This window comes from Viridibacillus sp. FSL R5-0888 (genome assembly GCF_038009105.1).
GTDB classification, from domain to species: Bacteria; Bacillota; Bacilli; order Bacillales_A; family Planococcaceae; genus Viridibacillus; species Viridibacillus arenosi.
In genome coordinates, this window is the sequence record NZ_JBBPAU010000001.1 from 3,603,492 (window position 1) to 3,627,651 (window position 24,160).

Annotated in this window: 30 protein-coding genes; 8 read left to right on the plus strand and 22 right to left on the minus strand. The window is 35.7% G+C overall.

Features of this window, described 5'->3' with window-relative positions; translation table 11 throughout:
• Positions 1 to 105 precede the first annotated feature (105 nt).
• Complete coding sequence (locus MKY02_RS18005) at positions 106 to 666, minus strand: phosphatidylglycerophosphatase A family protein (protein WP_038179580.1); 561 nt, start codon at positions 664 to 666, stop codon at positions 106 to 108.
• A 104-nt stretch (positions 667 to 770) separates the two neighbouring features.
• On the opposite strand from MKY02_RS18005, the gene MKY02_RS18010 reads away from it, so the two are divergent.
• The 3 genes from MKY02_RS18010 to MKY02_RS18020 all read left to right on the plus strand — a co-directional run bounded on the left by MKY02_RS18010 (position 771) and on the right by MKY02_RS18020 (position 2,528).
• Positions 771 to 1,493, plus strand: coding sequence for an alpha/beta hydrolase (locus MKY02_RS18010; RefSeq protein WP_340711589.1), 723 nt, complete (start codon positions 771 to 773; stop codon positions 1,491 to 1,493).
• An 87-nt stretch (positions 1,494 to 1,580) separates the two neighbouring features.
• Positions 1,581 to 2,096: a YjcG family protein gene (locus MKY02_RS18015; RefSeq protein WP_340711590.1), complete on the plus strand. Its 516-nt coding sequence runs from the start codon at positions 1,581 to 1,583 to the stop codon at positions 2,094 to 2,096.
• 3 nt (positions 2,097 to 2,099) lie between these two features.
• Positions 2,100 to 2,528: a GNAT family N-acetyltransferase gene (locus MKY02_RS18020; RefSeq protein ID WP_038179585.1), complete on the plus strand. Its 429-nt coding sequence runs from the start codon at positions 2,100 to 2,102 to the stop codon at positions 2,526 to 2,528.
• 188 nt (positions 2,529 to 2,716) lie between these two features.
• Here the strand turns inward: MKY02_RS18020 and MKY02_RS18025 are convergent, their stop codons facing one another.
• The 7 genes from MKY02_RS18025 to MKY02_RS18055 form a co-directional block, all read right to left on the minus strand.
• Positions 2,717 to 3,019: a hypothetical protein gene (locus MKY02_RS18025; RefSeq protein WP_038179587.1), complete on the minus strand. Its 303-nt coding sequence runs from the start codon at positions 3,017 to 3,019 to the stop codon at positions 2,717 to 2,719.
• Between the two features lie 85 nt (positions 3,020 to 3,104).
• On the minus strand, positions 3,105 to 3,350 hold the full coding sequence (locus MKY02_RS18030; protein ID WP_038179588.1) for a stage VI sporulation protein F: 246 nt from the start codon (positions 3,348 to 3,350) through the stop codon (positions 3,105 to 3,107).
• A 15-nt stretch (positions 3,351 to 3,365) separates the two neighbouring features.
• The gene (locus MKY02_RS18035) at positions 3,366 to 3,524 is read right to left on the minus strand and encodes a YjcZ family sporulation protein (protein ID WP_076034082.1); all 159 of its coding nucleotides are present in this window, start codon (positions 3,522 to 3,524) and stop codon (positions 3,366 to 3,368) included.
• 66 nt (positions 3,525 to 3,590) lie between these two features.
• On the minus strand, positions 3,591 to 3,956 hold the full coding sequence (spoVAE, locus tag MKY02_RS18040; protein WP_038179589.1) for a stage V sporulation protein AE: 366 nt from the start codon (positions 3,954 to 3,956) through the stop codon (positions 3,591 to 3,593).
• A gap of 9 nt (positions 3,957 to 3,965) precedes the next feature.
• A complete protein-coding gene (locus tag MKY02_RS18045; protein ID WP_051448558.1) occupies positions 3,966 to 4,976 on the minus strand; it encodes a SpoVAD in 1,011 nt (336 codons plus the stop codon).
• Positions 4,970 to 5,425, minus strand: a complete 456-nt coding sequence (gene spoVAC, locus MKY02_RS18050; RefSeq protein WP_038179591.1) for a stage V sporulation protein AC — start codon at positions 5,423 to 5,425, stop codon at positions 4,970 to 4,972. Before spoVAC ends, MKY02_RS18045 begins: the two co-directional genes overlap by 7 nt.
• Complete coding sequence (locus tag MKY02_RS18055) at positions 5,425 to 5,847, minus strand: YhcN/YlaJ family sporulation lipoprotein (RefSeq protein ID WP_076065659.1); 423 nt, start codon at positions 5,845 to 5,847, stop codon at positions 5,425 to 5,427. The genes spoVAC and MKY02_RS18055 overlap by 1 nt, the downstream gene beginning before the upstream one ends.
• A 130-nt stretch (positions 5,848 to 5,977) precedes the next feature.
• On the opposite strand from MKY02_RS18055, the gene MKY02_RS18060 reads away from it, so the two are divergent.
• Entirely contained in the window at positions 5,978 to 6,496 is a 519-nt protein-coding gene (locus tag MKY02_RS18060; protein ID WP_038179593.1) for a CotY/CotZ family spore coat protein, read from the plus strand.
• A 182-nt stretch (positions 6,497 to 6,678) separates the two neighbouring features.
• Here the strand turns inward: MKY02_RS18060 and MKY02_RS18065 are convergent, their stop codons facing one another.
• The 6 genes from MKY02_RS18065 to MKY02_RS18090 all read right to left on the minus strand — a co-directional run bounded on the left by MKY02_RS18065 (position 6,679) and on the right by MKY02_RS18090 (position 11,523).
• Positions 6,679 to 7,083: a hypothetical protein gene (locus tag MKY02_RS18065; protein WP_076065658.1), complete on the minus strand. Its 405-nt coding sequence runs from the start codon at positions 7,081 to 7,083 to the stop codon at positions 6,679 to 6,681.
• Positions 7,084 to 7,131: 48 nt separating this feature from the next.
• Entirely contained in the window at positions 7,132 to 8,508 is a 1,377-nt protein-coding gene (gene mgtE, locus MKY02_RS18070; RefSeq protein WP_038179599.1) for a magnesium transporter, read from the minus strand.
• Positions 8,509 to 8,734: 226 nt separating this feature from the next.
• Positions 8,735 to 9,634 (minus strand): RluA family pseudouridine synthase, encoded by a 900-nt coding sequence (locus tag MKY02_RS18075; protein ID WP_340711591.1) that lies wholly within the window; start codon positions 9,632 to 9,634, stop codon positions 8,735 to 8,737.
• A gap of 1 nt (position 9,635) precedes the next feature.
• Positions 9,636 to 10,439 carry an NAD kinase gene (locus MKY02_RS18080; RefSeq protein WP_038179603.1) on the minus strand — a complete coding sequence of 268 codons (804 nt, stop codon included), beginning with the start codon at positions 10,437 to 10,439 and terminating at the stop codon, positions 9,636 to 9,638.
• Complete coding sequence (locus MKY02_RS18085) at positions 10,436 to 11,116, minus strand: GTP pyrophosphokinase (RefSeq protein WP_038179606.1); 681 nt, start codon at positions 11,114 to 11,116, stop codon at positions 10,436 to 10,438. The genes MKY02_RS18080 and MKY02_RS18085 overlap by 4 nt, the downstream gene beginning before the upstream one ends.
• Positions 11,117 to 11,127: 11 nt before the next feature.
• Positions 11,128 to 11,523 (minus strand): UPF0738 family protein, encoded by a 396-nt coding sequence (locus MKY02_RS18090; protein WP_038179609.1) that lies wholly within the window; start codon positions 11,521 to 11,523, stop codon positions 11,128 to 11,130.
• 173 nt (positions 11,524 to 11,696) lie between these two features.
• Between MKY02_RS18090 and MKY02_RS18095 the strand changes: the two genes are divergently transcribed.
• The 4 genes from MKY02_RS18095 (at position 11,697) to MKY02_RS18110 (ending at position 14,527) form a co-directional block, all read left to right on the plus strand.
• Positions 11,697 to 12,284 (plus strand): CYTH domain-containing protein, encoded by a 588-nt coding sequence (locus tag MKY02_RS18095; protein WP_038179611.1) that lies wholly within the window; start codon positions 11,697 to 11,699, stop codon positions 12,282 to 12,284.
• Between the two features lie 3 nt (positions 12,285 to 12,287).
• Complete coding sequence (locus MKY02_RS18100; protein ID WP_340711592.1) at positions 12,288 to 13,067, plus strand: lytic transglycosylase domain-containing protein; 780 nt, start codon at positions 12,288 to 12,290, stop codon at positions 13,065 to 13,067.
• A 252-nt stretch (positions 13,068 to 13,319) separates the two neighbouring features.
• A complete protein-coding gene (locus tag MKY02_RS18105; RefSeq protein WP_038179615.1) occupies positions 13,320 to 13,721 on the plus strand; it encodes a globin domain-containing protein in 402 nt (133 codons plus the stop codon).
• Positions 13,718 to 14,527, plus strand: a complete 810-nt coding sequence (locus MKY02_RS18110) for a ClpXP adapter SpxH family protein (protein ID WP_038179617.1) — start codon at positions 13,718 to 13,720, stop codon at positions 14,525 to 14,527. Before MKY02_RS18105 ends, MKY02_RS18110 begins: the two co-directional genes overlap by 4 nt.
• A 495-nt stretch (positions 14,528 to 15,022) precedes the next feature.
• Here MKY02_RS18110 and pepF read toward each other — a convergent pair whose 3' ends face one another.
• From pepF to opp3b, 8 genes are all read right to left on the minus strand, one after another.
• Positions 15,023 to 16,840, minus strand: coding sequence for an oligoendopeptidase F (gene pepF, locus MKY02_RS18115; protein WP_340711593.1), 1,818 nt, complete (start codon positions 16,838 to 16,840; stop codon positions 15,023 to 15,025).
• 55 nt (positions 16,841 to 16,895) lie between these two features.
• Positions 16,896 to 18,029, minus strand: a complete 1,134-nt coding sequence (locus tag MKY02_RS18120) for a competence protein CoiA (RefSeq protein WP_051448559.1) — start codon at positions 18,027 to 18,029, stop codon at positions 16,896 to 16,898.
• A gap of 101 nt (positions 18,030 to 18,130) precedes the next feature.
• On the minus strand, positions 18,131 to 18,802 hold the full coding sequence (gene mecA, locus MKY02_RS18125) for an adaptor protein MecA (RefSeq protein WP_038179621.1): 672 nt from the start codon (positions 18,800 to 18,802) through the stop codon (positions 18,131 to 18,133).
• Between the two features lie 417 nt (positions 18,803 to 19,219).
• Positions 19,220 to 19,615, minus strand: a complete 396-nt coding sequence (gene spxA, locus MKY02_RS18130; RefSeq protein ID WP_179078282.1) for a transcriptional regulator SpxA — start codon at positions 19,613 to 19,615, stop codon at positions 19,220 to 19,222.
• A gap of 449 nt (positions 19,616 to 20,064) precedes the next feature.
• Entirely contained in the window at positions 20,065 to 21,009 is a 945-nt protein-coding gene (locus MKY02_RS18135; protein WP_218642295.1) for an ABC transporter ATP-binding protein, read from the minus strand.
• Positions 21,006 to 22,073, minus strand: coding sequence for an ABC transporter ATP-binding protein (locus MKY02_RS18140; protein WP_076034085.1), 1,068 nt, complete (start codon positions 22,071 to 22,073; stop codon positions 21,006 to 21,008). The genes MKY02_RS18135 and MKY02_RS18140 overlap by 4 nt, the downstream gene beginning before the upstream one ends.
• A gap of 16 nt (positions 22,074 to 22,089) precedes the next feature.
• On the minus strand, positions 22,090 to 23,109 hold the full coding sequence (opp3C, locus tag MKY02_RS18145) for an oligopeptide ABC transporter permease (RefSeq protein ID WP_038179627.1): 1,020 nt from the start codon (positions 23,107 to 23,109) through the stop codon (positions 22,090 to 22,092).
• Positions 23,109 to 24,041, minus strand: a complete 933-nt coding sequence (opp3b, locus tag MKY02_RS18150) for an oligopeptide ABC transporter permease (RefSeq protein WP_038179629.1) — start codon at positions 24,039 to 24,041, stop codon at positions 23,109 to 23,111. The genes opp3C and opp3b overlap by 1 nt, the downstream gene beginning before the upstream one ends.
• Positions 24,042 to 24,160 lie beyond the last annotated feature (119 nt).

Here is a 24,160-nt window from a genome sequence, read left to right on the forward strand (position 1 = left end):
CATCGTAATCTTAACATAAACTATTAGTTATCGGCTTACTTTCAGGATTTAAAGCAAAAAAATACCCAGTCTTCGTCAGAAGGCTGGGCAATGACTAGATTTGTATTAATCTGTTGTAGTACCGTATGGTTCAATGTCTTTGATCGATTTTCCTTGCTCTTCTAAATCACGAATACGGTGTGCAAGACGTGATGCAGCAGATGCAGCAATGCTTCCTACTAAATCATCTAGGAATGTATGAACACCTTCACCCGCTTTTGTATCAAGTTGCTGTATTATTCCGATTTTCTGTTTATCTAAATGTCCAAAAGTTGTTACAGCAATACTACCGTAAGTAAATACTGCTCCTAAAGCAATTGTCTCATCAACTCCAAATAATCCTTCATCGGATTCAACTAATTGTTGTAGTGGCGCTGACAGTAACTTTTTCTCTGCTAATTCATCTAGCTCAATCCCTACTAAAATTGCATGTTGAATTTCACGTTTATAAAGTACTTTATCAACCGATTCAATACAATGATCTAGAGATAGTCCTTCATTATATGCAAATTGCATTTCATACACAATTTCCGCGATATCCTTTAATGTTACACCGCGACGTTCTAAAGCATCGCGTGCCGCTTTAGCGACTACTTCAGATGAAACTTGAAGTTTTTTGTTATACATGACTCATCCTCATTTCCAAATTAATAGTCCTTTATTATTACTATTATACCTTTACTTTCTTATATGTTACAATTTCCGTACAGAAAACTGAAGGAGTGACGGCTTTGAATCGTGGCACAATCACAGATATAGATTTTTTCAGTGAATCCTTACAAGAGGACATTCATCTATTAATTTACTTACCTGCAAGCTATTCACCACTTTATAAATACTCAGTGTTAATCGCATCTGATGGCAAAGATTATTTTCAACTCGGTCGAATCTCACGAGTAGTAGATGACTATTTGGAGCAAGGCGATATCGAAAATTTAATAATTGTAGGTGTACCTTATAAAAATGTTGAGGATCGACGACAAAAATATTTGCCAAATGGAGAGAAGCATCAAGCTTACTTACGCTTTTTAGCACATGAACTTGTTCCTTATATAGACGAGCATTACTCTACATATCAAATGGGGATGGGTCGAGCGTTGATTGGAGATTCGCAGGCTGCGACAGTATCTTTACTAGCAGCCATCCAATATCCGAATATATTTGGTAAAGTATTAATGCAGTCACCTCTAGTAAATGATGATGTTTTAGAAAAAGTGCAACAGGTACAAGATGTTCATGCTTTTTCAATCTATCACGTTATTGGTACAAAAGAACATGAAGTAGTAACTATGGATAAGAGTATAAAAGATTTCCTTACTCCTAATCGTGCATTACATGAGTTGATAGTCAACAAAGGCTTTTCTACTTTCTACGATGAATTCGAAGGAAATCACTCGTGGAAGTTTTGGCAACCTGACTTAAAACGTGTCATAAAACAAAACTTTAGTATTTAACATGTATTTCACAATGAATATTAACTTTTTTCTGTTATACTGAAAATTAAGAAAAGCTATATAAAACTACTTAGGGGGTACGGAATTATGAAATACGGTATTGTTGCATTTCCATCTAAGAAATTACAAGATTTTGCGAATTCATATAGAAAAAGATATGACACGCATTTCTCTAAAATCACACCTCATATTACTTTAAAAAGTGCTTTTGAAGTAGATGACTCAAAAGTGAACGAAGTTACTAATTTGCTCCAAGAAATTAGTAAACAATTTAAACCGCTTTCAATTCACGTATCAAAAGTAAGTTCATTTGCGCCAGTGAACAATGCTATCTATCTAAAAGTAGAAGCAACAGAACAGCTTCAAAAATTACATGATACATTGCATGCTACATCATTCGGACAAGAACCAGAATATAAATTTGTTCCGCATATTACTATTGCACAAGATATGTCCTCAGGTGAGCATGATGATATTTATGGTCAGCTACGCATGACAGATGTTCATTCCGAAGAAGTTATTGATCGTATTCATTTACTTTATCAATTAGAAGACGGTTCTTGGACGGTACACGAAACGTTCCGACTGTCTGGAGCTGAGTAATTATTGGTTTTTGCTAAAATTGCTGAGACAGAGAAAGAGTTACGAGATGCTTTCTTTGTTCGGGAGGAAGTCTTTGTTAAAGAGCAAGGTGTTCCTCTTCCTTTAGAAAAAGATGAATACGACAAAGAAGCAACACATTTCGTAGCATACAATGGCGAAGAACCGATTGCAGCAGGCAGAGTAAGAATTGTTGACGGTAATATCGCTAAAGTTGACCGTGTTTGTGTATTACCTGATTTTCGAAGAAAGCAAATCGGTGTTTTAATGATGACACACTTAGAGAAATACGCTAAGAGTCATCAATTAGCAAAAGTGAAATTAAATGCCCAAACTCACGCTATTCCTTTCTACGAAAAACAAAATTATATTATTACATCACCTGAATTTTTGGATTCTGGTATTCCATATCGCGCAATGGAAAAGGAATTCTAATAATAAGTTGCTAAAATGCTGACCAATCGGCGTTTTAGCAGCTTTTTTATTTTATCAATAAATATTTTTAGCTTTTTTTCATTTATTCTACAGCAAAAAAAGCCAACCACGGTTGATTGTAAACTCAACCATGGATTGGCTCCTTTTTATTATTCGAAGTACCGTATGATAATCGTCTATAGTATTTTTCAAACATATTTACTATAATATTTACCTCTATCAGTAACCTTTAGTTCAAATTTTGATAACTCTGCTGGGTTAGGATGGATGAATTGTTGATGAACTTGAAGGGAGTTCCCACGATTTTTGTTTTTTTCATGGTTCAATTGCATTTCAGTAAGTTCAGCACGCATATCAAGCTCTCGTTCAAAATGAGATTGCTTTTTTACTTTTGCAACTGCATTAACATGAGCATAATTATATGCTTTCATGTTAATACGTTCTGCATATTGCATTGCTTGAAATGGCTGAACTGGTAGAATGTAGCCCATCACAATTTCCTCCTATACTATAACTTTTCCTGCAAAGACATATTTTCGATTAAAGTTAGTATATTACTGAGAATATTATTTTATGCTATAACATTTTTTGGATTTTATTTAAATCTAAAGATTTACCATCTTTTAAGATAGATGCGACGATTTTTTCTTCTAGCTCTTTTGTTACTGGTTTATTTGCTAGTTGAGATACTTTACGAATAATTTGTCGAATCTGGCGTTCGTCTTGAAAATCTGCATATTGAATAGCATTTGCTAATGCAAGTACATCTTCCATTGGTACGCCCGTTTTTCCTTCTATTTTTCGAAAGAATGAGCTTTGCATTTAAGTCCCCCCTTTTTAACCCATAAAGCTTGCGCCAACAATAATCAACAAGATGAATAGAACAACGATTAGAATAAATGTTGAACCATTGCCGCTATTGCCGCCATAGTAGCATTCGTTTCCGCCGCCGTAGCCACCGCCGTAGCCGTAACCATAACCTGAGAATCCAGACATAAGAAATCCCTCCTCTCTCTCACCGTATTGTATGCAACGGTTTACAGAAAGAAGAGGGCGTTTGAACTAGTCGATATTTCCTTTTGATCGAAAAATTAAAGCTCCTATAAATCCAAATATGATGGCCGCACTAATACCCGAACTTGTCACTTCAAACATACCCGTTAAAACTCCTATCCAACCATGCCTTTCAACTTCTGCTAAAGCACCGTGTGTTAGAGAGTTACCAAAAGACGTAATAGGGATTGTTGCGCCTGCACCAGCAAAATCAATAAGTGGCTCATATAAGCCAAAGCCATCTAAGATTGCACCTGTGACAACAAGTATGGACAATGTATGTGCAGGTGTTAATTTACCGACATCCATCAGCAGTTGACCAATTACACAAATCAATCCGCCAACAATAAATGCGATTATAAAAGAAGTAAACATTTTATTCCCTCATTTCATCGTTACTTCGATTGCATGTGCAACGGTTGGAATCGATTGATTTTGTTGCACAGATAACGGAGACAAGAGAGCGCCTGTTGCTACTAACAGTACTCGCTTCATCCGTCCGCTTTTTAGTTCTGCTAGTATTTCGCTAAAAAAAACAGACGCGGAGCACCCTGCTCCACTTGCACCAGCTAAAAACAATGGATTATCTCCGTAATACTCAGCTCCGCCATCGCGAACTGTTTCTAACTGTTTTGTCGTAAATCCAGCTTGCCTTAACATTTCTTTTAAAATAGGCAAGCCCACTTTTCCAAGATCACCTGTCATAATAACATCGTAATCTTGTACAGTTTGACCTCTACCTTTTAAATGTTGTTTAATCGTTGAAAAAGCTGCTGGTGCCATTGCTGCCCCCATATGAAATGGATCTGATTGTTGAAAATCCGCTACTTTTCCGAAAGTCGCAGCCTCAATGCATGGTTCTCCTTCTTGATGTTTACCAATAAGAACATAACCTGCAGCAGTTACAGTCCATTGTGCAGTTGCTGGTTTTTGACCTCCATAATCGACAGGATATCTGAATTGCCTTTCAATCGCATTATGCTGACTTGCAGCCCCAGCGATTGCATAATGGCTACCACCTAGCTCCGTTAGTAAGCTAGCGATAATAACGGCTGAGGTTGATGTAGCACACGCTGAGTACATACCGATAAAAGGGCTTCCAATAGTAGCAGCAGCAAAATTCGTTGGCGTCATTTGATTGACTAAATCTCCACCTATAAAGAAATCTACTGCATCCTTAGTCAACTTCTTTTTTTGTAATGCGATTTGTGCAGCTTCTTCAATCAAATGTTGATGTCCTTGCTCATTTGTTTTTTGATCTGCCCTTTCATCATCTAGTACTAAATCGAAATTCCGAGCAAAAACACTTCTCTTCTCCAATGGCCCAACTACTACTCCGGCTGCTAAAATGGACGGCTTAGATGGAAAATAAATTACACCTTTATCCATCACCATTGAGTCACCCCAATCGTTACTAAAATTAATTTAACAAGTGCTACAAAAAAGGCAGATACAACTCCGAACACAATAACCGAACCTGCTAATTTGAAAATATTCCCACCTACTCCGAGCACTAAACCTTCTGTCTTATGTTCAATAGCTGCTGAAATAACTGCATTACCAAAGCCGGTAACTGGTACTGCTGACCCTGCTCCTCCAAATTGACCTAGCTTTTTATAAAGTCCAAATCCAGTCAGTAATAATGAAATGAATATCATTGTTGCTACCGTTGGATTACCTGCTGTACGCTCTGTAAAATCAAAATTCATAATATAGAAAAAAGAAATGGCTTGTCCGATTACACAAATAATACCTCCAACTAAAAAAGCTTTTAGTAAATTTAATCCAATTGGCGTTTTAGGTGACAGTTTTGTTTGTAATTGCTCGTAATCTTTTTGATTCATCAGGTTTCTTCCTTTGCAAGATCTTGTAATTTCTTAATTTTCTTTTTTAGTTCTTTTTCAGTTAACTCTTTTTTCATAAGCTTTTGTGTTTCCCAAGATATTTTAAAGTCAGTACTAACGAGTACTTCTTTATCAGGAAATTCTTTTTCAAATTTCTTCTGTAAACCTTCTTCGATTTTGGTTCGTTTTAATTTTGAAAAAGGTTTTATCTGCACACCCACTAAAATAACATCATCCACGAAGACCGCAGTACCTTTTTCAATCGATTTTTCATCATTCAGAAGCTTTTCAATAGTCGATTGCGATCCATTATCCCCTGCTGCATGGTACGTGGCAAATTTCTCCTTCTGTTCTCCACTACAAGCGACCAATAACTGAATACAACATATTAATAACAAAAACCTTAAAACGTTTCTCTTCATATACTTCACCTTTTTTTAAAAACAGTATGCGTTTATTTCGAAAAATTATGCATAACTGAGGCAGTTGCCCTAGTTCATTTTCTAAAAAGACATATTGTATAAGGAGATTGAAAAGGGGGTGAAATTAAAAATGGGATGCGGAAGAAATGATAATGCAGTAGGTCACAAAGTTTCAAAAGGATGTGTTTGCGACGTAGTACGCGCAATTAAAGACATTCAAGACCAAAACGTTGATGACGGTTGTGGCCCTTGCCCAACTAACTGTTTCCTAGAACCTCTTGGCGGATTAGTAAGCCCTGCACGAACACAAGCTAATACACGTGTATTTATGCTATTAAACAAAGACGGTACTCCTTTTAAAGCGTTTTTCAGAACTAATGCTTCTGGCGATCATCACTGTTTCTCGGTCTTTTTCCGAGTAGAGGATATTTTCGACGGTTGCTGTGCTACTTTACGTGTATTAATTCCTTTAAAACACGGTAATCATGTAGCTGATTTGTTAACAGATTGCGGCAATGAAGTAGATTTATCAATGATTTGTAAAGTTGTAAATTGGGAAGCATCTACTAGCTGTGTTACTGTTGACTTAAATTGCTTCTGTGCAGTTCAATGTATAAAAGACGTCTTTTTAGAAGATGTATGCGACTAATATCAAGTCAAAGGACTTTGCAGTAGTGTCTTTGTTTTAAAATGGATGATAGCAGTGTCAGGCAATGAGCTCCAAAGTTAGGTAATCTAACTTTCGGGGCTTTTTGTGATATTGTATTTTTATCTTATGCAGTTATGATTTATTTTTGCATAAAAAAAGCCATCCCTTTAAAGGGACAGCTGTTAAAATACTTTTCCTCGCCACTTAATTTCCACGAGTTCATTAATTTTCGTTGGATATACGACACCTGTGTAACTTTTCAAAATTACTTCATCTTGCATCACACGATCGACGACACCTTCTATAATACGGCCATCTGATAAACTAAATTGCAATGGTTGATAAGCTTTCTGTTGAAACGGTGCAGATAAAAATATTAAACGCTCTGTTTTACGACGAATTTCAGCATCTTCTATAACTGGTTCTATGGATTCTACTTGTTCCGTTGACTCTTCTACAACATCATCTACATCTACATCTACAACTACCTCTTCAATAGCATCTTCCACAACAGAAGTACTATCACTATTAATATCAATAAAAAAAGCCGGGGGAGCTTTGATAAAAAGGAGTGGGCGATTCCCCAAGGTAACACATCCTTTTTTTCATATTGTATGCTCCTCCGGAAAATAAGTTCACATTAATTTACTAATGAACATCGTTGCAATCCCAAGATAAATTAAAATACTTGTTATATCATTTAATGTTGTAATAAAAGGACCAGATGCAACTGCAGGGTCAATTTTCAGTCGGTGCATTAATAACGGTATAAAAGATCCTGCAATTGTTGCAACAACAATTGAACAACAAATAGCGGTTCCTACCAATACTCCTAAAAGCCACATGTGTTTCCAAAAGAACACAATACCAAATGCAATAGCACCACAAACAACACCTGTAATTATGCCTGTGATTGCTTCTCGTAATAATAACTTCATCTTACTCTCTTCTTCAACATCACCAGTAGCAATCCCTCGAACAGCAACGGCTAATGCTTGCGTTCCACTATTTCCTGACGTACCACCTATTAAAGGAATAAAAGCAGCAAGAATTGCCACTTTTTCTAATGTTCCAGTAAATAAATCTACCAAATTAGCGGTTAACATGCCTAAAAATAATAATACAACAAGCCATGGCAAGCGTTTCTTCGCTGCAGCAAACGGGCTTTTGTCGAATGTCACCATATCTGAAACCCCGGCTAATTTAGAGTAGTCATCTGACGCCTCTTCATCAATGACATCAATAATATCATCAACTGTAATGATACCCAGCATTTCGTTTTTTGAATTAATAACAGGTACAGCTAAAAAGTTATAGTCCTTCATAATTTGCGCGACTGCCTCTTGATCGTCAGTTACATTAATACTTACAACACGATCATTCATTATTTGTCGTATTAATGTGTCTTCTTCTGCAATGATTAAGTCACGCAAAGAAATGACACCCGTTAAATGATTTGTATCATCGACAACAAATATATAATAAATCGTTTCTGCATCTGGCGCTGCGTTGCGTAAAATTGTCATCGCTGAACGAACGGTTGAGTTTTCAGGAATAGCGACATATTCTGTCGTCATTATAGAACCAGCTGTATATTCTGCATAGTACAGAAGTTCTTTAATATCCTGTGCCGAATCTTTATCCATAATTTTAAGGAAATGAGTGATTTGATCTTTATCTAATTCATTTAAAACGTCAACCGCATCATCGGTATACATGGCTGCTATCATTTGCGCTGCATACGTCGTATCCATTTCCTCTAAAATGCCTTTATATTCGTCATCATCGAGTTCAATAGCTTCAAAAATGTCAGCCATCTCTTTAGGGGAGAGATACTGATAGATAATCTGTCGTATGTCTGGTCCCACCTTCTCATAAAACTGTGCCTGATCATACGGATGAAGTGCTAGAAACTCCTCGCGAAAATTATCTGTCTCTGAATTCTCCAGTAATTGACGTAGATGCTGCTCATCGAATTGTACTTCATCTTTTTCCTTTGTTTCTTCTATCATGCATGTCCCCTCCTCTCGACTCATTAAGTCAGTTAAAATAACACCTTACTATAATAGAGTGTAGACCTTCAAAAGAGCAATTATTTTTTAAAAAAACTTTTTAATTTCAGCCTTTTGAACACCCCTAATACTAACATTCGGTAGTGCATTTTTACAAATAGCATATTTAAATTTCCCAGGAAATCAAAAATAAGGTGCTTCTTTTAATAAAAGCACCTTACATTAATTATTCTATTAGTAGTGATTGCATATCTTTTGGTAAACCTATTTGCCAGCTGTAAAATTGTTTCGTCACTGGATGATGTAACTGAAGCTCAACACAATGTAATGCTTGGCGATCGATTAAATTTCTATGGCCTCCATACAACGTATCTCCAACAAGTGGATGTCCAATAAATGCCATATGTACACGAATTTGATGCGTACGTCCTGTGTGTAACTTTAAACGAATATGAGTAATTGCTTCTCCATCTAACCTTGTTCGTTTTAATACGACAACATCTGTGTGAGCAAACTGTCCATCACTTCGTACTTCACGTTCAATAATACTACCATCTTTACGCCCAATTGGAGCAATAATTTCTTGCTGTTCTAATTCCAAATGGCCATGTACGATTGCTTCATAAGTCCGATGTATAGCATGTTTCTTTTGAGCTTCACTCATAAGATGGTGAACGTGGCGATGCTTAGCAATACACATAATTCCAGATGTATCTCTATCTAGACGCGTTACAATATGTACCGTTGAAGCTAAATCTTGCTGTTGTAAATGGGCAGCTACAAAATTAGCAACACTACCTTTGGGATGATCGTGGGAAGGAATCGTATTTTGATAAGGTTGTTTAGCAATAACTAGCAGTTCATGATCCTCGAACATGACCTCGAGCTTCCCATCTTCAGGAACTAATCCCTTACTAATTTCTTCTGGAGGGAAGATGATTGTGACTAAATCATTCTTCTTTAGGCTATGACGGACATTTTGCTCAATATCATTTACTAAAAGTTGTCCACCTTGAAATTTTATTGCTGTTAAAGCTCTCTTAGAAATCCCCCACATGGCAAGTGCATCTCTAAAAAGTTGGTCGTGCTCTACTTTAAAGGTTAAGCGATATCGTAAATCTTTCATATTATTTCAAATCACTATCGATAAAAGAATCATGTACACGTTGCCAAAATGGGAATGCTCTAAAGCGAGCAAATCTCACCTTTTCCTTCGCAACTTTGTACTGAATTGATTTTACATTTTTATGCAATAACTGTACATGATCGACTGTAACCATAAAGTCTTTAGCCTTCACTGGTTTTAGCACGCAACTATGATGTGCCGGTAACACTAATGAAGATCCGACTGTACGAAAAACGCGATTATTAATAGATGCCATTTCAGTCACTTGAATAGCTTCTATTGATGGATGTAAAATGGCACCACCAAGTGCCTTATTGTAAGCTGTACTTCCTGAAGGTGTAGAAACACAAAGTCCATCTCCACGGAAGCGTTCAAATGGTTTCCCATTTAATTCAACGTCCATTACTAATGTTACTTCTGGGGATTTAACTGTAGATTCATTCAAAGCTAAATAAGTGTAATTTTCATCTGAATTTTGATAATTAATCACAACTTCTAATAGGGGATAATCGATTACATTATAGTCATTCTTTGCTATAGAGATAACCAATTTCTCGATTTCAATTGGCTTCCAGTCAGCATAAAAACCTAGATGCCCCGTATGGATACCTACAAATGCAACATCTGATAATATATGGCTATATCGATGAAATGCATGTAACAGTGTACCATCTCCACCAATCGACAACACGATATCTGGCTTTTCTTCATCTATTTCTAATCCAAAATCAGTTAAGTACGAGATAGCTCTTTCCATTAATTCATTTGATTGTGGATCATTACGTGATTGAACGGCAAATTTCATAGGTTTTCATGAGCTCCCTTCGAATTATCCTCTCTAACTTTTGGATTTGAAGCCTCTTTGTATTCGGTAAAATACTTTTGAGCTTCCTGTATCTCCTCGCGAATTAAAGACATTTCCTCATCTAATCGGAACGCTGCCTCTGCTGCGCTTTGTAGGCGATTTTTTATTTCCTCAGGAAAAATCCCTTTATACTTATAGTTCAATGAATGCTCAATAGATGCCCAGAAGTTCATTGCAAGTGTTCTAATTTGAATTTCAGCTAAAATTTTTTTCTCACCTTGAATTGTTCCGACAGGATATTCAATTATCATATGATAAGAACGATATCCGCTAACTTTTACATTGGTGATATAATCTCTTTCTTCTACAACTGTTAAATCATTGCGCTGTCTTAATAATTCAATAACAGTAGGAATTTCATCCACGAATTGACACATGATACGTACCCCTGCAATATCTTGTAACTCATGCGCTAGCATATCTGACGGTTCAAAGACTAGACCTTTTTCTAACGTCTTGTCATAAATACTTGCAAGTGGTTTCACCCTACCTGTTACAAATTCTATTGGTGACGTTTCATTTGATTTTTCGAACTGTGCGCGCATTCCTTTTAGCTTAATTTTCAATTCATCCACTGCTTGCTTATAGGGCTGTAAAAAGCGGTCCCATTGTCCCATGATAAGTCCCCCTAATCTTCTCGGGATTCGTTCAATATTTCTGCAAAGGCTTCTTCAACAGCTGTTGAAAAGTCTTCTCCATAATTATGATTTCCTTCAATATTAAATATAAGTGCGTTTAATTCATCCTGGAAGTTCACTAATTCAGTTTGTCCATTCCCCCAAGTTAATATTGGCTCAAAATCAGACTGTAATGTTTTGACTAAAAGTGGCCAAATAGCTTGTGGGAATTTTATGTAATGGTAGTCTTCCCCTGCATCCATTAAATAGATAAAAGCCATGGCGTCTGAATCAGTAATAACCTGACCTGCAGCTCGCCATTCCAAATCAGGTGTTTCTCCGCATATTTGTAAATGAATTTGTTTTTCTAATTGTGATCCATTTTCTACTGTATATGTTTTACGCAAAGCCTATCTTCCTTTCCGTGAATCTCCTATCATTTTATCATAGTAAGCCTCATTACTACCCACTTTTTCGGAGAATTGTTGTGCTTTTCCCCATTTCGACAATCATTGCAATGCAGTCTATACTTCACCTATAATTAATTTATAAGAATTTATAAAAAGAGAGGGTGATTGGTATGGCACAACAACTAGAAATTGAGTTTAAAAACCTACTTTCGAAAGAGGAATATGAAGCCCTTTGTAATACTTTTGCTATTCCAAATGAAGATTTTCACGAACAAGCAAATCATTATTTTGATACACCAGATTTTCGATTAAAGAAAGCACGTTCAGGTTTACGAATACGCGAAGTTCAAAACCGCTTTGAATGCACACTAAAAGAACCAGCATCTGGTATTGGGTTATTGGAAACAACGGATTTATTAACTGAGGAGCACGTGAATGAAGTGCTAAATGGGGCTACTCTAAAAGCAGATGAAGTAGATACCCGATTAAAAAAACTTCAGATTAACCCCACAGATTTACAACTATTAGGTACACTTTTTACAAAGCGTGCCGAAATAAAATATAATGGCGGACTTCTCGTTTTCGACCATTCTCGCTATTTAGACACTGATGATTATGAACTAGAATTTGAAGTGACAAATGAGAAGTTAGGTAGAACATTATTCGAGGAATTTTTAGCAAAACATACTATTCCTGTTAGAATAGCTGATAAAAAAATTGCTCGCTTCATGGCCGCCGTCAATAAGAAAAGAGGTTAATAGATGGATATCTCAGCTTTAAAAATGCTCTTAGAAATTCAAGGTCTTCAATCCATGGGATCGACTAGCTTATCAGCCACTGATTCATCATCATCTTCTTCATCTAATATGTTCACTCAATTAATGAATGAAATGATGACTTCATCAACATCTCAAAACGCCCCTTCACAATTACTAGGCTTAACAAATTCAGTATCGGGCCCAAGCAATTCTTATGCTGCATTATTAGGTAGTGGATTAATGGGTTCTTCAACAACGAGCTCGGATAATGCACTTTCGAGCTTGTACTATAACGGTACTTCTCCTATATATAGACCAACTTCGGTGTCTAATAATACATATAGTACAACACCTTTAAATCCAGTATTAACAGGTTACACCGCGGGACCTACTAATGTCACTTCAAATACGCAATATGATGCCATTATAAAAAAAGCATCTGAAACTTATGGTATTCCTGAAAAAATGATTAAATCTGTGATTAAACAAGAATCTAATTTTAATAACTCTGTCGTTAGCCATGCAGGGGCTGCTGGCCTTATGCAATTAATGCCTGGTACAGCCAAATTCCTTGGTGTCTCAAATGTCTTTGACCCAGAACAAAACATTATGGGTGGTACGAAATATTTGAAACAAATGTATGATAAATTCGGTGGTGATATGAATCTAATGTTAGCTGCATATAATGCTGGGCCTGGTAATGTTTCTAAATATAATGGTATTCCACCATTTAAAGAGACGACGAATTATGTTACTAAAATCATGAATAGCTATAAAGCTTAATAAAACAGCAGCCGTTGTTGTCTTATAATTTCATATCAAGTCACTCTTAGAATCGACATATAACTTAGAATTATGTCGATTTTTTTTTGATTAAATTTCCTTGAAGGCACGATTTTTCATAGTAGCCATACACTTTTTCTGACTTTTTTATTAAACTATATGAAAAAAGTAATGTAATTTAATCGATTTGTTTGAGAAAAAACGTTTAGGTTGATAGAATAGAATTACAGCTAAAGCAAAGGAGCATCATCAATGACGCAAAAACCTATTATTCCTTATGAGGAAATTGGCGAAGAAACACTATCAAAAATGATTAAGATTTTCTACTCCAAAGTCGCTAAAAATCCGAAGCTAAAGCCGATATTTCCTGATGATTTAACTGAAACTGCCCGCAAGCAAATTCAATTTCAAACTCAATATTTAGGTGGTCCAAATCTTTTTACTGAAGAGCATGGGCATCCAATGATGAGAGCCCGCCATATGCCCTTCAAAATTACACCTGAACGTGCACAAGCATGGTTAGAATGTATGGCTGAAGCTATGGATGAAGTTGGATTGGATGGAAAGATTCGAGAAATATACTATAAACGACTCGTCCTTACAGCGCACCACATGATTAATTCACCTGATAACGACGAGGAGGTATTAGAGTGAATAATATTCAGATAATGCCGGCACCGCCTTCGCATACTACTCTGAGTAGACCGATTGAGCTTTATGTATTCATTGATCCGCTTGCTCCAGACAGTTGGGATTTACAAGCAATTATCCGTAAGCTTCAAGTAAATTATAATCAGTACTTTACTTTACGATTTGTTCTTAGTACAGAATTAGCTTCACTTAACGTCGCTTGCCAACGTGTAAATAGCTGTAATAGTGAATATGAAGAAATTGATGTCTCTCATCCTGTTCTTCCTTCAATCGCAGTAAAGGCTGCTGAATTACAAGGGAAAAAAGCTGGCTATCGCTACCTGATGAAATTGCAAGAATATGTCTTGTTGAATACAAAAAACGTCCGTTCACGCTCGACTTTAGTCGAAATTGCCAAAGAAGCCAAACTAGATATTCAAGAGTTCCAAACAGACTTCCAGTCGTTGGAAGCGTCTCGTGCATTTCAAAGTGACTTATGCATTACGCGCGAAATGGATGTAGAAGAAGTACCAAGCTTCGTTTTCTTTAATGAAAATATTGAAGATGAAGGTTTAAAAGTTAGTGGAAATTATTCATATGAAGTTTATGAACAAATATTAGAAGAATTATTAGACGGTGAACTTATTTGTCAACAACCTCCATCAGTAGAAGAATTATTTAAACGGTATCATACATTAACAACTAAAGAAGTAGCATCAATTTATAATATTACTGAACAAACTGCTGACCGAGAGTTAAAAAAGAAAATGCTACAACAAAAAGTCGACCGCATCAATTATGAAGAATCATCGCTGTGGCGTTTAAAATAAATTATATATAGGCTAGTAACGATCTATTATATCGTTGCTAGTCTTTTTTAATTTCTATTAGAAATCTTGCTAGTTGTATGTAAGAACTAGTTAACATGTCGATGATAGTTACCGGTTAATAGAAAATAACAAAATAAAAGAGGCGCCTCTACGAGAGACGCCTTCTTTTCACAAAGGGGATGGGAGAAATGTTCACGTTCAAACAAAGGGGTGTATGTTTGTTTGTGATTTATTTCACATCTAACACTTTAGCATGGAAAAAATGATATAGCAATGCTTCAGAATTGAATTCACAAAGTTGTCATAAGGAAAGCGTTTGCAAGTGGTAATAAGTCTTTTAAACTTCAAATTGACATGGTTTTGTCGAGTCTTGTTAATATTTTTTATAGTTTTCCACCCGAAAATTACCTATCTTTTCATATCACTATATAGAATGATTAAAAATTAAAAAACCGAGGGGAATTATTTCCACCTCGGCCTTTTAAACATTAATTATTAAACGTCTAGAAGTTTTTCTAGTTCCTCTAAGTTTTTCTCGAATACTTTGCAAGCTTCTTCGATAGGCTCAGCAGATTCCATATTAACACCCGCCGCTTTTAATACTTCAATTGGGAAGTCTGAACATCCCGCTTTTAAGAAATTGTTAATATAACGATCTACTGCAGGTTGTCCTTCTTCAAGGATTTGAGCACTTAAAGCAGTAGCAGCACTCTTACCTGTTGCATATTGGTAGACATAATAGTTGTAGTAGAAGTGAGGGATACGTGCCCATTCTAGACCAATCTCTTCGTCCACAACAATGTCGTCACCATAATATTGTTTATTTAGATTATAGTAGACTTCCGTCATTTTTTCTGCTGTTAGCGCTTCCCCATTTTGATCAAGTTGATGAATAATATGTTCAAATTCAGCAAACATTGTTTGGCGGAAAATTGTACCACGGAATCCTTCTAACCAGTGATTTAATATATAAATACGTTGTTGTGGATCTTCAATCGTATTTAATAAATGATGGTTTAATAACTCTTCGTTACAAGTTGATGCAACTTCTGCTACGAAAATAGAATAGTTACCGTATACGAACGGTTGGTTGTTACGAGTGAAATAACTATGGACACTATGTCCAAATTCATGAACAAGAGTAAATAGATTATCTAAATTATTTTGCCAGTTCATCAGAATATAAGGATTCGTACCATATGCACCTGAAGAATATGCGCCACTTCTCTTCCCTTTGTTTTCAAGTACATCTACCCAGCGATCCTCTAAACCTTGTTTCACAATACTTACATACTCTTCACCAAGTACTTCAAAGCTTTTTAACATATGATTTTTTGCTTCTTCATATGGCATATCCACTTTTGATTCTTGTACAAGTGGTGTATATATATCCCACATATGAAGTTCATCGACACCCAATACCTTTTTGCGCAGCGCAATATAACGATGCATTAAAGGTAAATACTTATGAATTGTCGAGATAAGTTGATCATACACTTTTTCCGGGATATGATTTGCAGCCATTGCTGACTGACGAGCTGATTCATATTTGCGAATACGCGCATTGACATTATCACCTTTAACATTACCAGCAAGGGTCGTTGCAAATGTGTTACGGAATTCTCCGTACGTTTTATACATTGCTCGGAATGCCGCTTCACGTACTTTGCGATCGCCACTTTCTAAGAAATGTGTATAATTCCCATGTGTTAGTTGAACTTGATGACCATTTTCATCTTCAATCGTAGGGAACTGTAAATCAGCGTTATTTAATGTACTAAATGTTTCAGATGATGCACCTGTTACTTCTGACAACTGTGCAAGGATTGCCTCTTGCTCCGCTGGCAAAATATGTGGACGTCCAATGTTAATTTCAACCAATTCTTGTCTGTATAATTGAAGTTCCTCATTTTCAGCTAAAAATTGTTCAATTATTTTTTCATCTAACGCTAGAATTTCAGGTGTTAAAAATGACAGACCAGTTGAAACTTTCGCATAAAGTGATTTGCAACGACTGTCCATTGCTTGATAGAAACTGTTCGCTGTGTCTTGATCCAATCGCATATGTGAATATGTGTAAAGACGCATTAATTTTGAATACAATTTATCTCGGTATTGTAAAACCGCTAAAAGTGCCTGTGCACCGTTTTCAATTGTACCTTGATAAGATGCAGCATTTTCACTCAAAGCAATAATATCCTTAAACTCTGCTTCCCAAGCTTCGTCTGTCTCAAAAATATCTTCAAGACGCCAAGTTAGTTCAACAGGTACCTCTTGTCTTGTTAATACTTTTTGTTCTGATTTCGTTGTCATATTTTATGACCTCCTATTGTAAATACGTTGAGAAACAAATACCTTTATTATTTTCTCAATTTTCATAACACTTTGCAAGGAATTCACTATGCAATAATTGTAAGATAATAGCTTCTTTTGTTGAAGAATGAATGGAACGGACACCCAATTTTTTCAATAACAAAATATAGTGAAGAATCGCATCTTTCCCTCGCTCATCTTGAAAATAATCCGGATTATTTAAGATAAATATCGCAATAACCTCATCATCCACTTGTAATATACTAATTTGACAATCTTGTAGAAAGAATAATAATGTTGCTTGCCATTCTGCAATGTAGACATCAATATATTGAGCGTTTCGAACAGGCAAGCCAATGAATAAAGGTAATTGGTCAAGTCTCATACGCGCACCGTAACAGCCTTTTAAGAGCAGATCCTGAACCCCTTTCCTACTTAAGTAGAAACGTTGACGTAAAAAACGCTGGCGGATATGCAAATGGAATCTCCAATAATGAGTGAATTCCTCCTTTGTAGGCTCTTTTAAATGCAAAAATGGAAAATATTGATGTGCAATCGGTAACTGTTGGACCTTGGCGATAAAGCGATACCCATGTATGAACAATAGATGAGAAAAATAAATAAACTTCGCTGTAGTAGGATTGTAAGTAAGAAGGGTTGATCCGTGTTGGGGATGACGTGTGATAAATTGCTGACGAAACGGAGAGATTTGAACAAGTTGAATACGTGTAGGTTTTTGCTGCTTAAAATTAGGGGTTTTAAGAAGCCATATAGGAACTATACTTGCATTTAAATATCCTTTAGTACGTGCTTGTACAACTTCAATAGGTATATTGCTACACTGAAATTCAATCGCATATTGCTCATTTTTAGTTGTTACTAGTAAATCCGGCCGCTGCGACAAGTTCTTTATAAAAGGCTCCAGTTGAACAGTTAATCCTTTGTTTTCAAAAAAACAATAAAGTTGTTGTTTACCTATTAAATGTTCTTTTGACTCACCATCCGAAAATAACTGTGGACAATTTGAATCCTTTTTGTGTGCAAAATGAGGAACAACAATTTCACCTATTCGAAGCTGTAACTCTTCTTTACATTGCGGACAAAAAAACTGATGGGTTCTCCTTAACTGTTTTAGCTTTTCTCTAGTATGTGATGCAGACAATATAAATAGTTCATTATTTGCTGTCATTGCAGATAAAATACAAACACCTCCTATTTTTATCCATTCTATTAATATATGGTATAAATTGCAAGAAAAAAAATCCCCCGGGATTCGGAGGATTTTCACTGTCATTTAACAAAATACTTTATAACTGTATCAAAGCAGTCTTTTTCCATTAATGCTTTACCGTATTCTTGAAGAATGTGGATTGTTACCTCAGCATCCGTGGAAAATTCAGTAATAACACTGAAAATGTCCTCAGCTTCATCATGTAAAACCTCTTCATTAAAACGGATGTGTAAATAGTAGTTACCTTCCCATTGATACAACGCATTATGGAATAGTGACGTCTCTTGTATTTTTTGCGCAAGAGGAATAATATCATCAAATTCCTGTAATTTAAAGATAAAATCGGAGTCTTCATCGATTGTACTGTTTACAAGATCTTCAAAATCGTCAAATTCATGCGCTTTTGGCTCATCGCCACCAAATGCGGATGACATCATTCTTTGTTTATCTTCTATATCGAAGGGCGGTTCGATATGCTGACCGTCCTTATAAATTTTAGCATGTGTGATAGTCAGTTCAAGGCCATTCTCTTGAACTATCACTTGGATCCATAATGGTCCTTCAACTTCAAAATATTCTTCGTCATTTATTTCATCCATCATAGACCAGAAGAGTTCTTCGCTTTTTTCCCGGTTATACCATACTTCATCTTTCGTGAATCCACGTTCTTCAATGTCATGATAAGAAATGAAGAGTTTAAGTGTATTCTCATTTATGCGTTCGATGTCCATATTACACAACTCCCTTCGGTCAATACTAACAGATGCATCGAGTCCACTTATGAACAAGTCTTTAAAATTTCTTGATAATACAGTGTCTAATACTATTGTATGATGAGTTTGTTGAAAATGGAAAGGAAATAACTCGGAAAATTACAACAGTATATGAATTGTAGTAGACAAGGTATAGTAAATCAAGTCATAACGCTTCTATGTATAGATGTACTATCCTCTTTTATATAGTAAATAATGAAAAAAATTTTTATGCATAAAAAAAAGCCAGTTGTGTAACACTTAACAACAACTGGCTCTGAAGACATAATAGATAGATCGTTACGCATGAATCCTAACTAATCAATATACTTATTATACACATGTATACTGCTGACCAATTTGAGCGAGCATGCTACATGAAAATTGCTCTTATTATTAGTTAACCATCTTCTGTGCTTCTTGTAATTGATAAGCACGAACTTTACGAGGTAAGAAACGACGAATTTCATCTTCGTTATACCCAACTTGTAAACGTTTTTCGTCTAAAATAATCGGACGTCGTAAAAGCCCTGGATGTTCTTGGATTAACTCATAAAGACGTTGTAACGGTAAAGTTTCTACATCTACTTTTAATTTTTGGAAAATTTTAGAACGAGTTGAGATGATTTCGTCTGTACCATCCTCAGTCATGCGTAAAATTTCTTTTATTTCACTTATGCTTAAAGGCTCCGCGAAAATATTTCTTTCTGTATATGGAATATCATGTTCTTCTAACCATGCTTTTGCTTTTCTACAAGATGTACAACTGGGTGAAGTAAATAATGTCACCATCATATAAAACACATCCTTTCAAAATGTGTAGCGAATATAATAACATTCCTAAATTAGAATGACTTTAAAAAAAGAACTGTAAGCATATTATACAACATTTTGTCCAATTTGAATATATGCTATTAAGAAAAATTTCCATTGTAAGTTATGACCATTTTTTCTATCAATTCATGTTTTTCCATAAAGGTTAGACCACTTTATTACGCGTATATATGTAGTATCCCCAAAAATGCCGTGCGATAAACTTATTAATTCAAATAAATATTCTCATTTAGAATCTCTATATTGAAAAAATATATATTATATTTATACTAATTATACGTTCAATCTGTAAAAAAAGTTTCAATTTTAGATAAATTTCATTATGTAAATTTGACAAAATACAAAACTGCCCCTTTAATCAACTAATTTCATTGACTAAAGAGGCAGCCTTTAATTAAACATAATGATTAGTTATTTGCATGTTGTGATTGTAATACTTCAAATTCTGCTTTAGAGCAATAGACGAAATGTCCGGGACGTACTTCTCGCATTGTTACATCCTCGCCCTCTTTATAATTATGCGATTTTGGATCGTATGTTATACGCACACGATTACGCTCGTAATCAGGGTCTGGAAGTGGAATAGCTGATAGTAGTGATTGTGTATAGGGATGCATAGGATATTTGTAAAGATCCTCTGCGGGTGCAAGTTCTACTAATTTACCAAAATACATTACACCGATTCGATCAGAAATATATTTAACCATTGATAGATCATGAGCGATAAATAAGTAGGTTAAGCCTTTTTCTTCTTGTAACTCCTTTAATAGGTTAACCACTTGCGCTTGAATTGACACATCTAATGCAGAAATTGGTTCATCTGCAATGATGAATTCTGGTTCTACTGCTAGAGCACGAGCAATTCCTAATCGCTGACGTTGACCACCCGAGAATTCATGTGGATAGCGGTTAGCATGTTCTTTGTTTAAGCCTACTGTTTCTAATAATTGATAAACTCGTTCTTGACGTTCTTTTGCGTTTTTTACAAGACCGTGAATATCTAAACCTTCTGCGATGATGTCCATTACTTTCATACGTGGATTTAATGATGCATACGGATCTTGGAAAATCATTTGCATTTTGCGGTTAAATGACTTTAGTTCCGTTTTAGATTTACGACCATGGACATTTACACCATCATAAAGAACTTCTCCGTCAGTGGCATCATATAGGCGGATAATCGTACGACCTGTCGTAGATTTCCCACAACCTGACTCCCCTACTAATCCTAAAGTTTCTCCTTTATAAATATCAAATGTAATATCATCGATGGCTTTAACTTCATTTGATTTTCCAGGGTTGAAGTATTGTTTTAAATTTTTGATTTCTAAAAGTTTCTTTTGTATTTTCATTTTAAAATACCTCCATTAGCACTTTCGTAATAGCGGCTATTAGGGAATCGTTTCATTCTTTCAATAATTGTAGCAGGTGGTGTCACTTCTGGAGCATCTGGGTGTAATAACCAAGTAGCCGCATAATGAGTATCACTTACTTTAAAGAATGGTGGCGTTTCTTCCAAATCGATTTGCATAGCATATTCACTACGAAGCGCAAAGGCATCCCCTTTTGGTGGATTCAATAAATCTGGTGGCGTGCCTGGAATTGCATACAGTTTCTCTTCCTGCACATCTAATGAAGGCATAGAACTTAGAAGACCCCAAGTATATGGATGCTGTGGATTGTAGAATATTTCATCTACTGTACCAATTTCAACAATTTTACCACTGTACATAACAGCTACACGATCAGCCACATTTGCTACAACACCAAGGTCATGCGTGATGAAAATAATAGATGTATCGATTTTCTTTTGTAGATCTTTCATCAGTTCAAGAATTTGAGCTTGAATTGTAACGTCTAGTGCAGTTGTCGGTTCATCAGCAATTAAAACTTTTGGGTTACATGCTAATGCAATTGCAATTACGATTCGTTGACGTTGACCACCTGAAAATTGATGTGGATATTGTTTCATACGTTGCTCTGGTTGCGGCATACCTACTAGTTTTAATAGATCAATGGCAATTTTTCGAGCTTCTGATTTTGCTACATTTTGATGTTTTAAAATCGGCTCCATTATTTGTTTACCAATTGTCATCGTTGGATTCAAAGATGTCATCGGATCTTGGAAAATCATCGAGATATCTTTCCCGCGAATTTTCTGCATTTCTTTATCAGTTAACTTCGTTAAATCTTTTCCATTAAATAAAATCTGACCATTTTTGAATTCCGAACTAGATTCAGGGAGTAGACGCATAATAGCTTTAGTCGTAACCGATTTACCTGAACCTGATTCCCCAACGATTGCTAGTGTTTCTCCTTTTTTCAAATCGAAGTTCACACCACGAATCGCTTTCACTTCACCAGCAAATGTGTGGAAAGAAAGCTCAAGATTTTTTACTTCAAGTATTTTCTCCATAACTGCTTTCCCCCTATTAATCTTTCATTTTTGGATCAAGTGCATCACGTAGACCATCACCAATTAAGTTAAAAGCAATCATTAATAGACTTATAATTGCTGCTGGAATAGCTAAAATATGAGGTTGGAACTGTATTAGCTTGTAACCATCATTAATTAAAGTACCCAAAGATGCGTCTGGTGATTGTAACCCTAATCCGATAAAACTTAAAAATGCTTCAAAGAATATCGCACTAGGAATTGTAAACATTGTGTTAATAATGATAACCGCCATAACATTTGGCAATAAATGTTTTTTTATTATACGCCCATTACTTGCTCCTAAAGTTCTAGCCGCAAGTACGAACTCTTGGTTTTTAAATTTCAATACTTGTCCTCGAACAATACGAGACATACCAATCCATCCAGTAATTGAAATGGCAATAATAATGGCCACAATACCCGGATCCATTACAAGAATCATTAAAATAACAACAATCAGTGTCGGTATTCCATATAAAATTTCAACAATACGTTGCATCGCATCGTCAACACGACCACCATAAAATGCCGAAATACCACCGTAAGCTACACCAATAACCATATCAATTACAGCTGCAACAAGTGCAATTAGTAATGAAATTTGAGTACCTTTCCAGACACGTGAGAACATATCACGACCAAGTCCGTCTGTACCAAACCAATAGTAAGTATCAACGTTTTTCATTTCATACAAATTGACTTCTTGACCACCCATATTACCCGTACCATCAAAGATTCCCAACTTTTCTAAACCAGGAACTTTTGGAGGTAAATTTGCATGAGTTATTTCTTGCGTTTCAAAGTCATGCGGGCTAATCATCGGTCCGATAAATGACATCAGAATGATGAATAATAGTACAAATATACTCACTACAGCTGCTTTATTTTTTCGTATACGTAACCAAGCATCCTGCCAGAAACTTAAGGATGGTTTAGAAATTTTCTCAGAGTGACTGCCATCCATGTGCACGTGTTTAAAAGCTTCAGGTGGTAATTTACGATATTCATTTGTCATTATTTATTACCTCCTGTTAAACGGATACGTGGATCTACAATGCCATATAAAATATCAACAATGAAAATAACTAAAATCAATAGTACAGAAAAGAACATTGTTGTTCCCATTATTAAGGAATAATCACTAGAATTAATCGCTTTAACGAATTGTTCACCAATACCAGGAATAGCAAAGATTTGTTCAACTACAAGAGAACCTGTTACTAAACCTGCTGCTAAAGGACCCATTACTGTTATTAATGGAATTAATGCATTACGAAATGCATGCTTAAATGCAATTTCAAGGCCGCTAGCACCTTTAGCTTTTGCTAGAGTAATATAGTCAGTTCCCAATACCTCTATCATTTCTGTTCGAATGAAACGAGCTGATGTCGCTAGAGGACCCATTGCTAATGCAATTGTTGGCAAAATACTAGATTGCCAGCCATTCTCCCATAATCCAACAGGAAGGAATCCTCCCTTAACACCAATCCAATATTGAAGTAATGAAGCAAATACGAATGAAGGAATGGAGATACCGAATATTGCGATTAAGGTACTGCCGTAATCCCATACAGTATTTTGCCTTAAAGCTGCAATCATCCCTAAAATAATACCGCCTATAGTACCGAGTATAAGCGCTTGAATACCTAAAAGGAATGAAGGACCAGCACGGTTAATAATTAATTCTGTAACGTTTGCACCTTTAAATTGATAAGAAACGCCAAAATCAAGTTGTACCATCTTTTTCATATATATTCCATACTGAACTGGAAGCGGTTTATCTAATCCATATTTTGCTTCCACCGCAGCTAACTGTTCGTGGGTTAGTTTAGGTGAGCTAGCTATAGGGGAACCCGGCAACATCTTCATCAAGAAGAACGTAAATGTTGCAATCAGGAATAATGTTAGTATCATATACAATACTCGTTTTAAAATGTACTTTGCCATTCTTGCACCTCCTAAAATAGTGGTCGTAACTATGGAACTCATAGAAATATCTCAATTAGAAAATTCTTTCCTTTGTAAATGTTGTTATTAACAAAACCCTTAGTAGCATGATTTTCCAA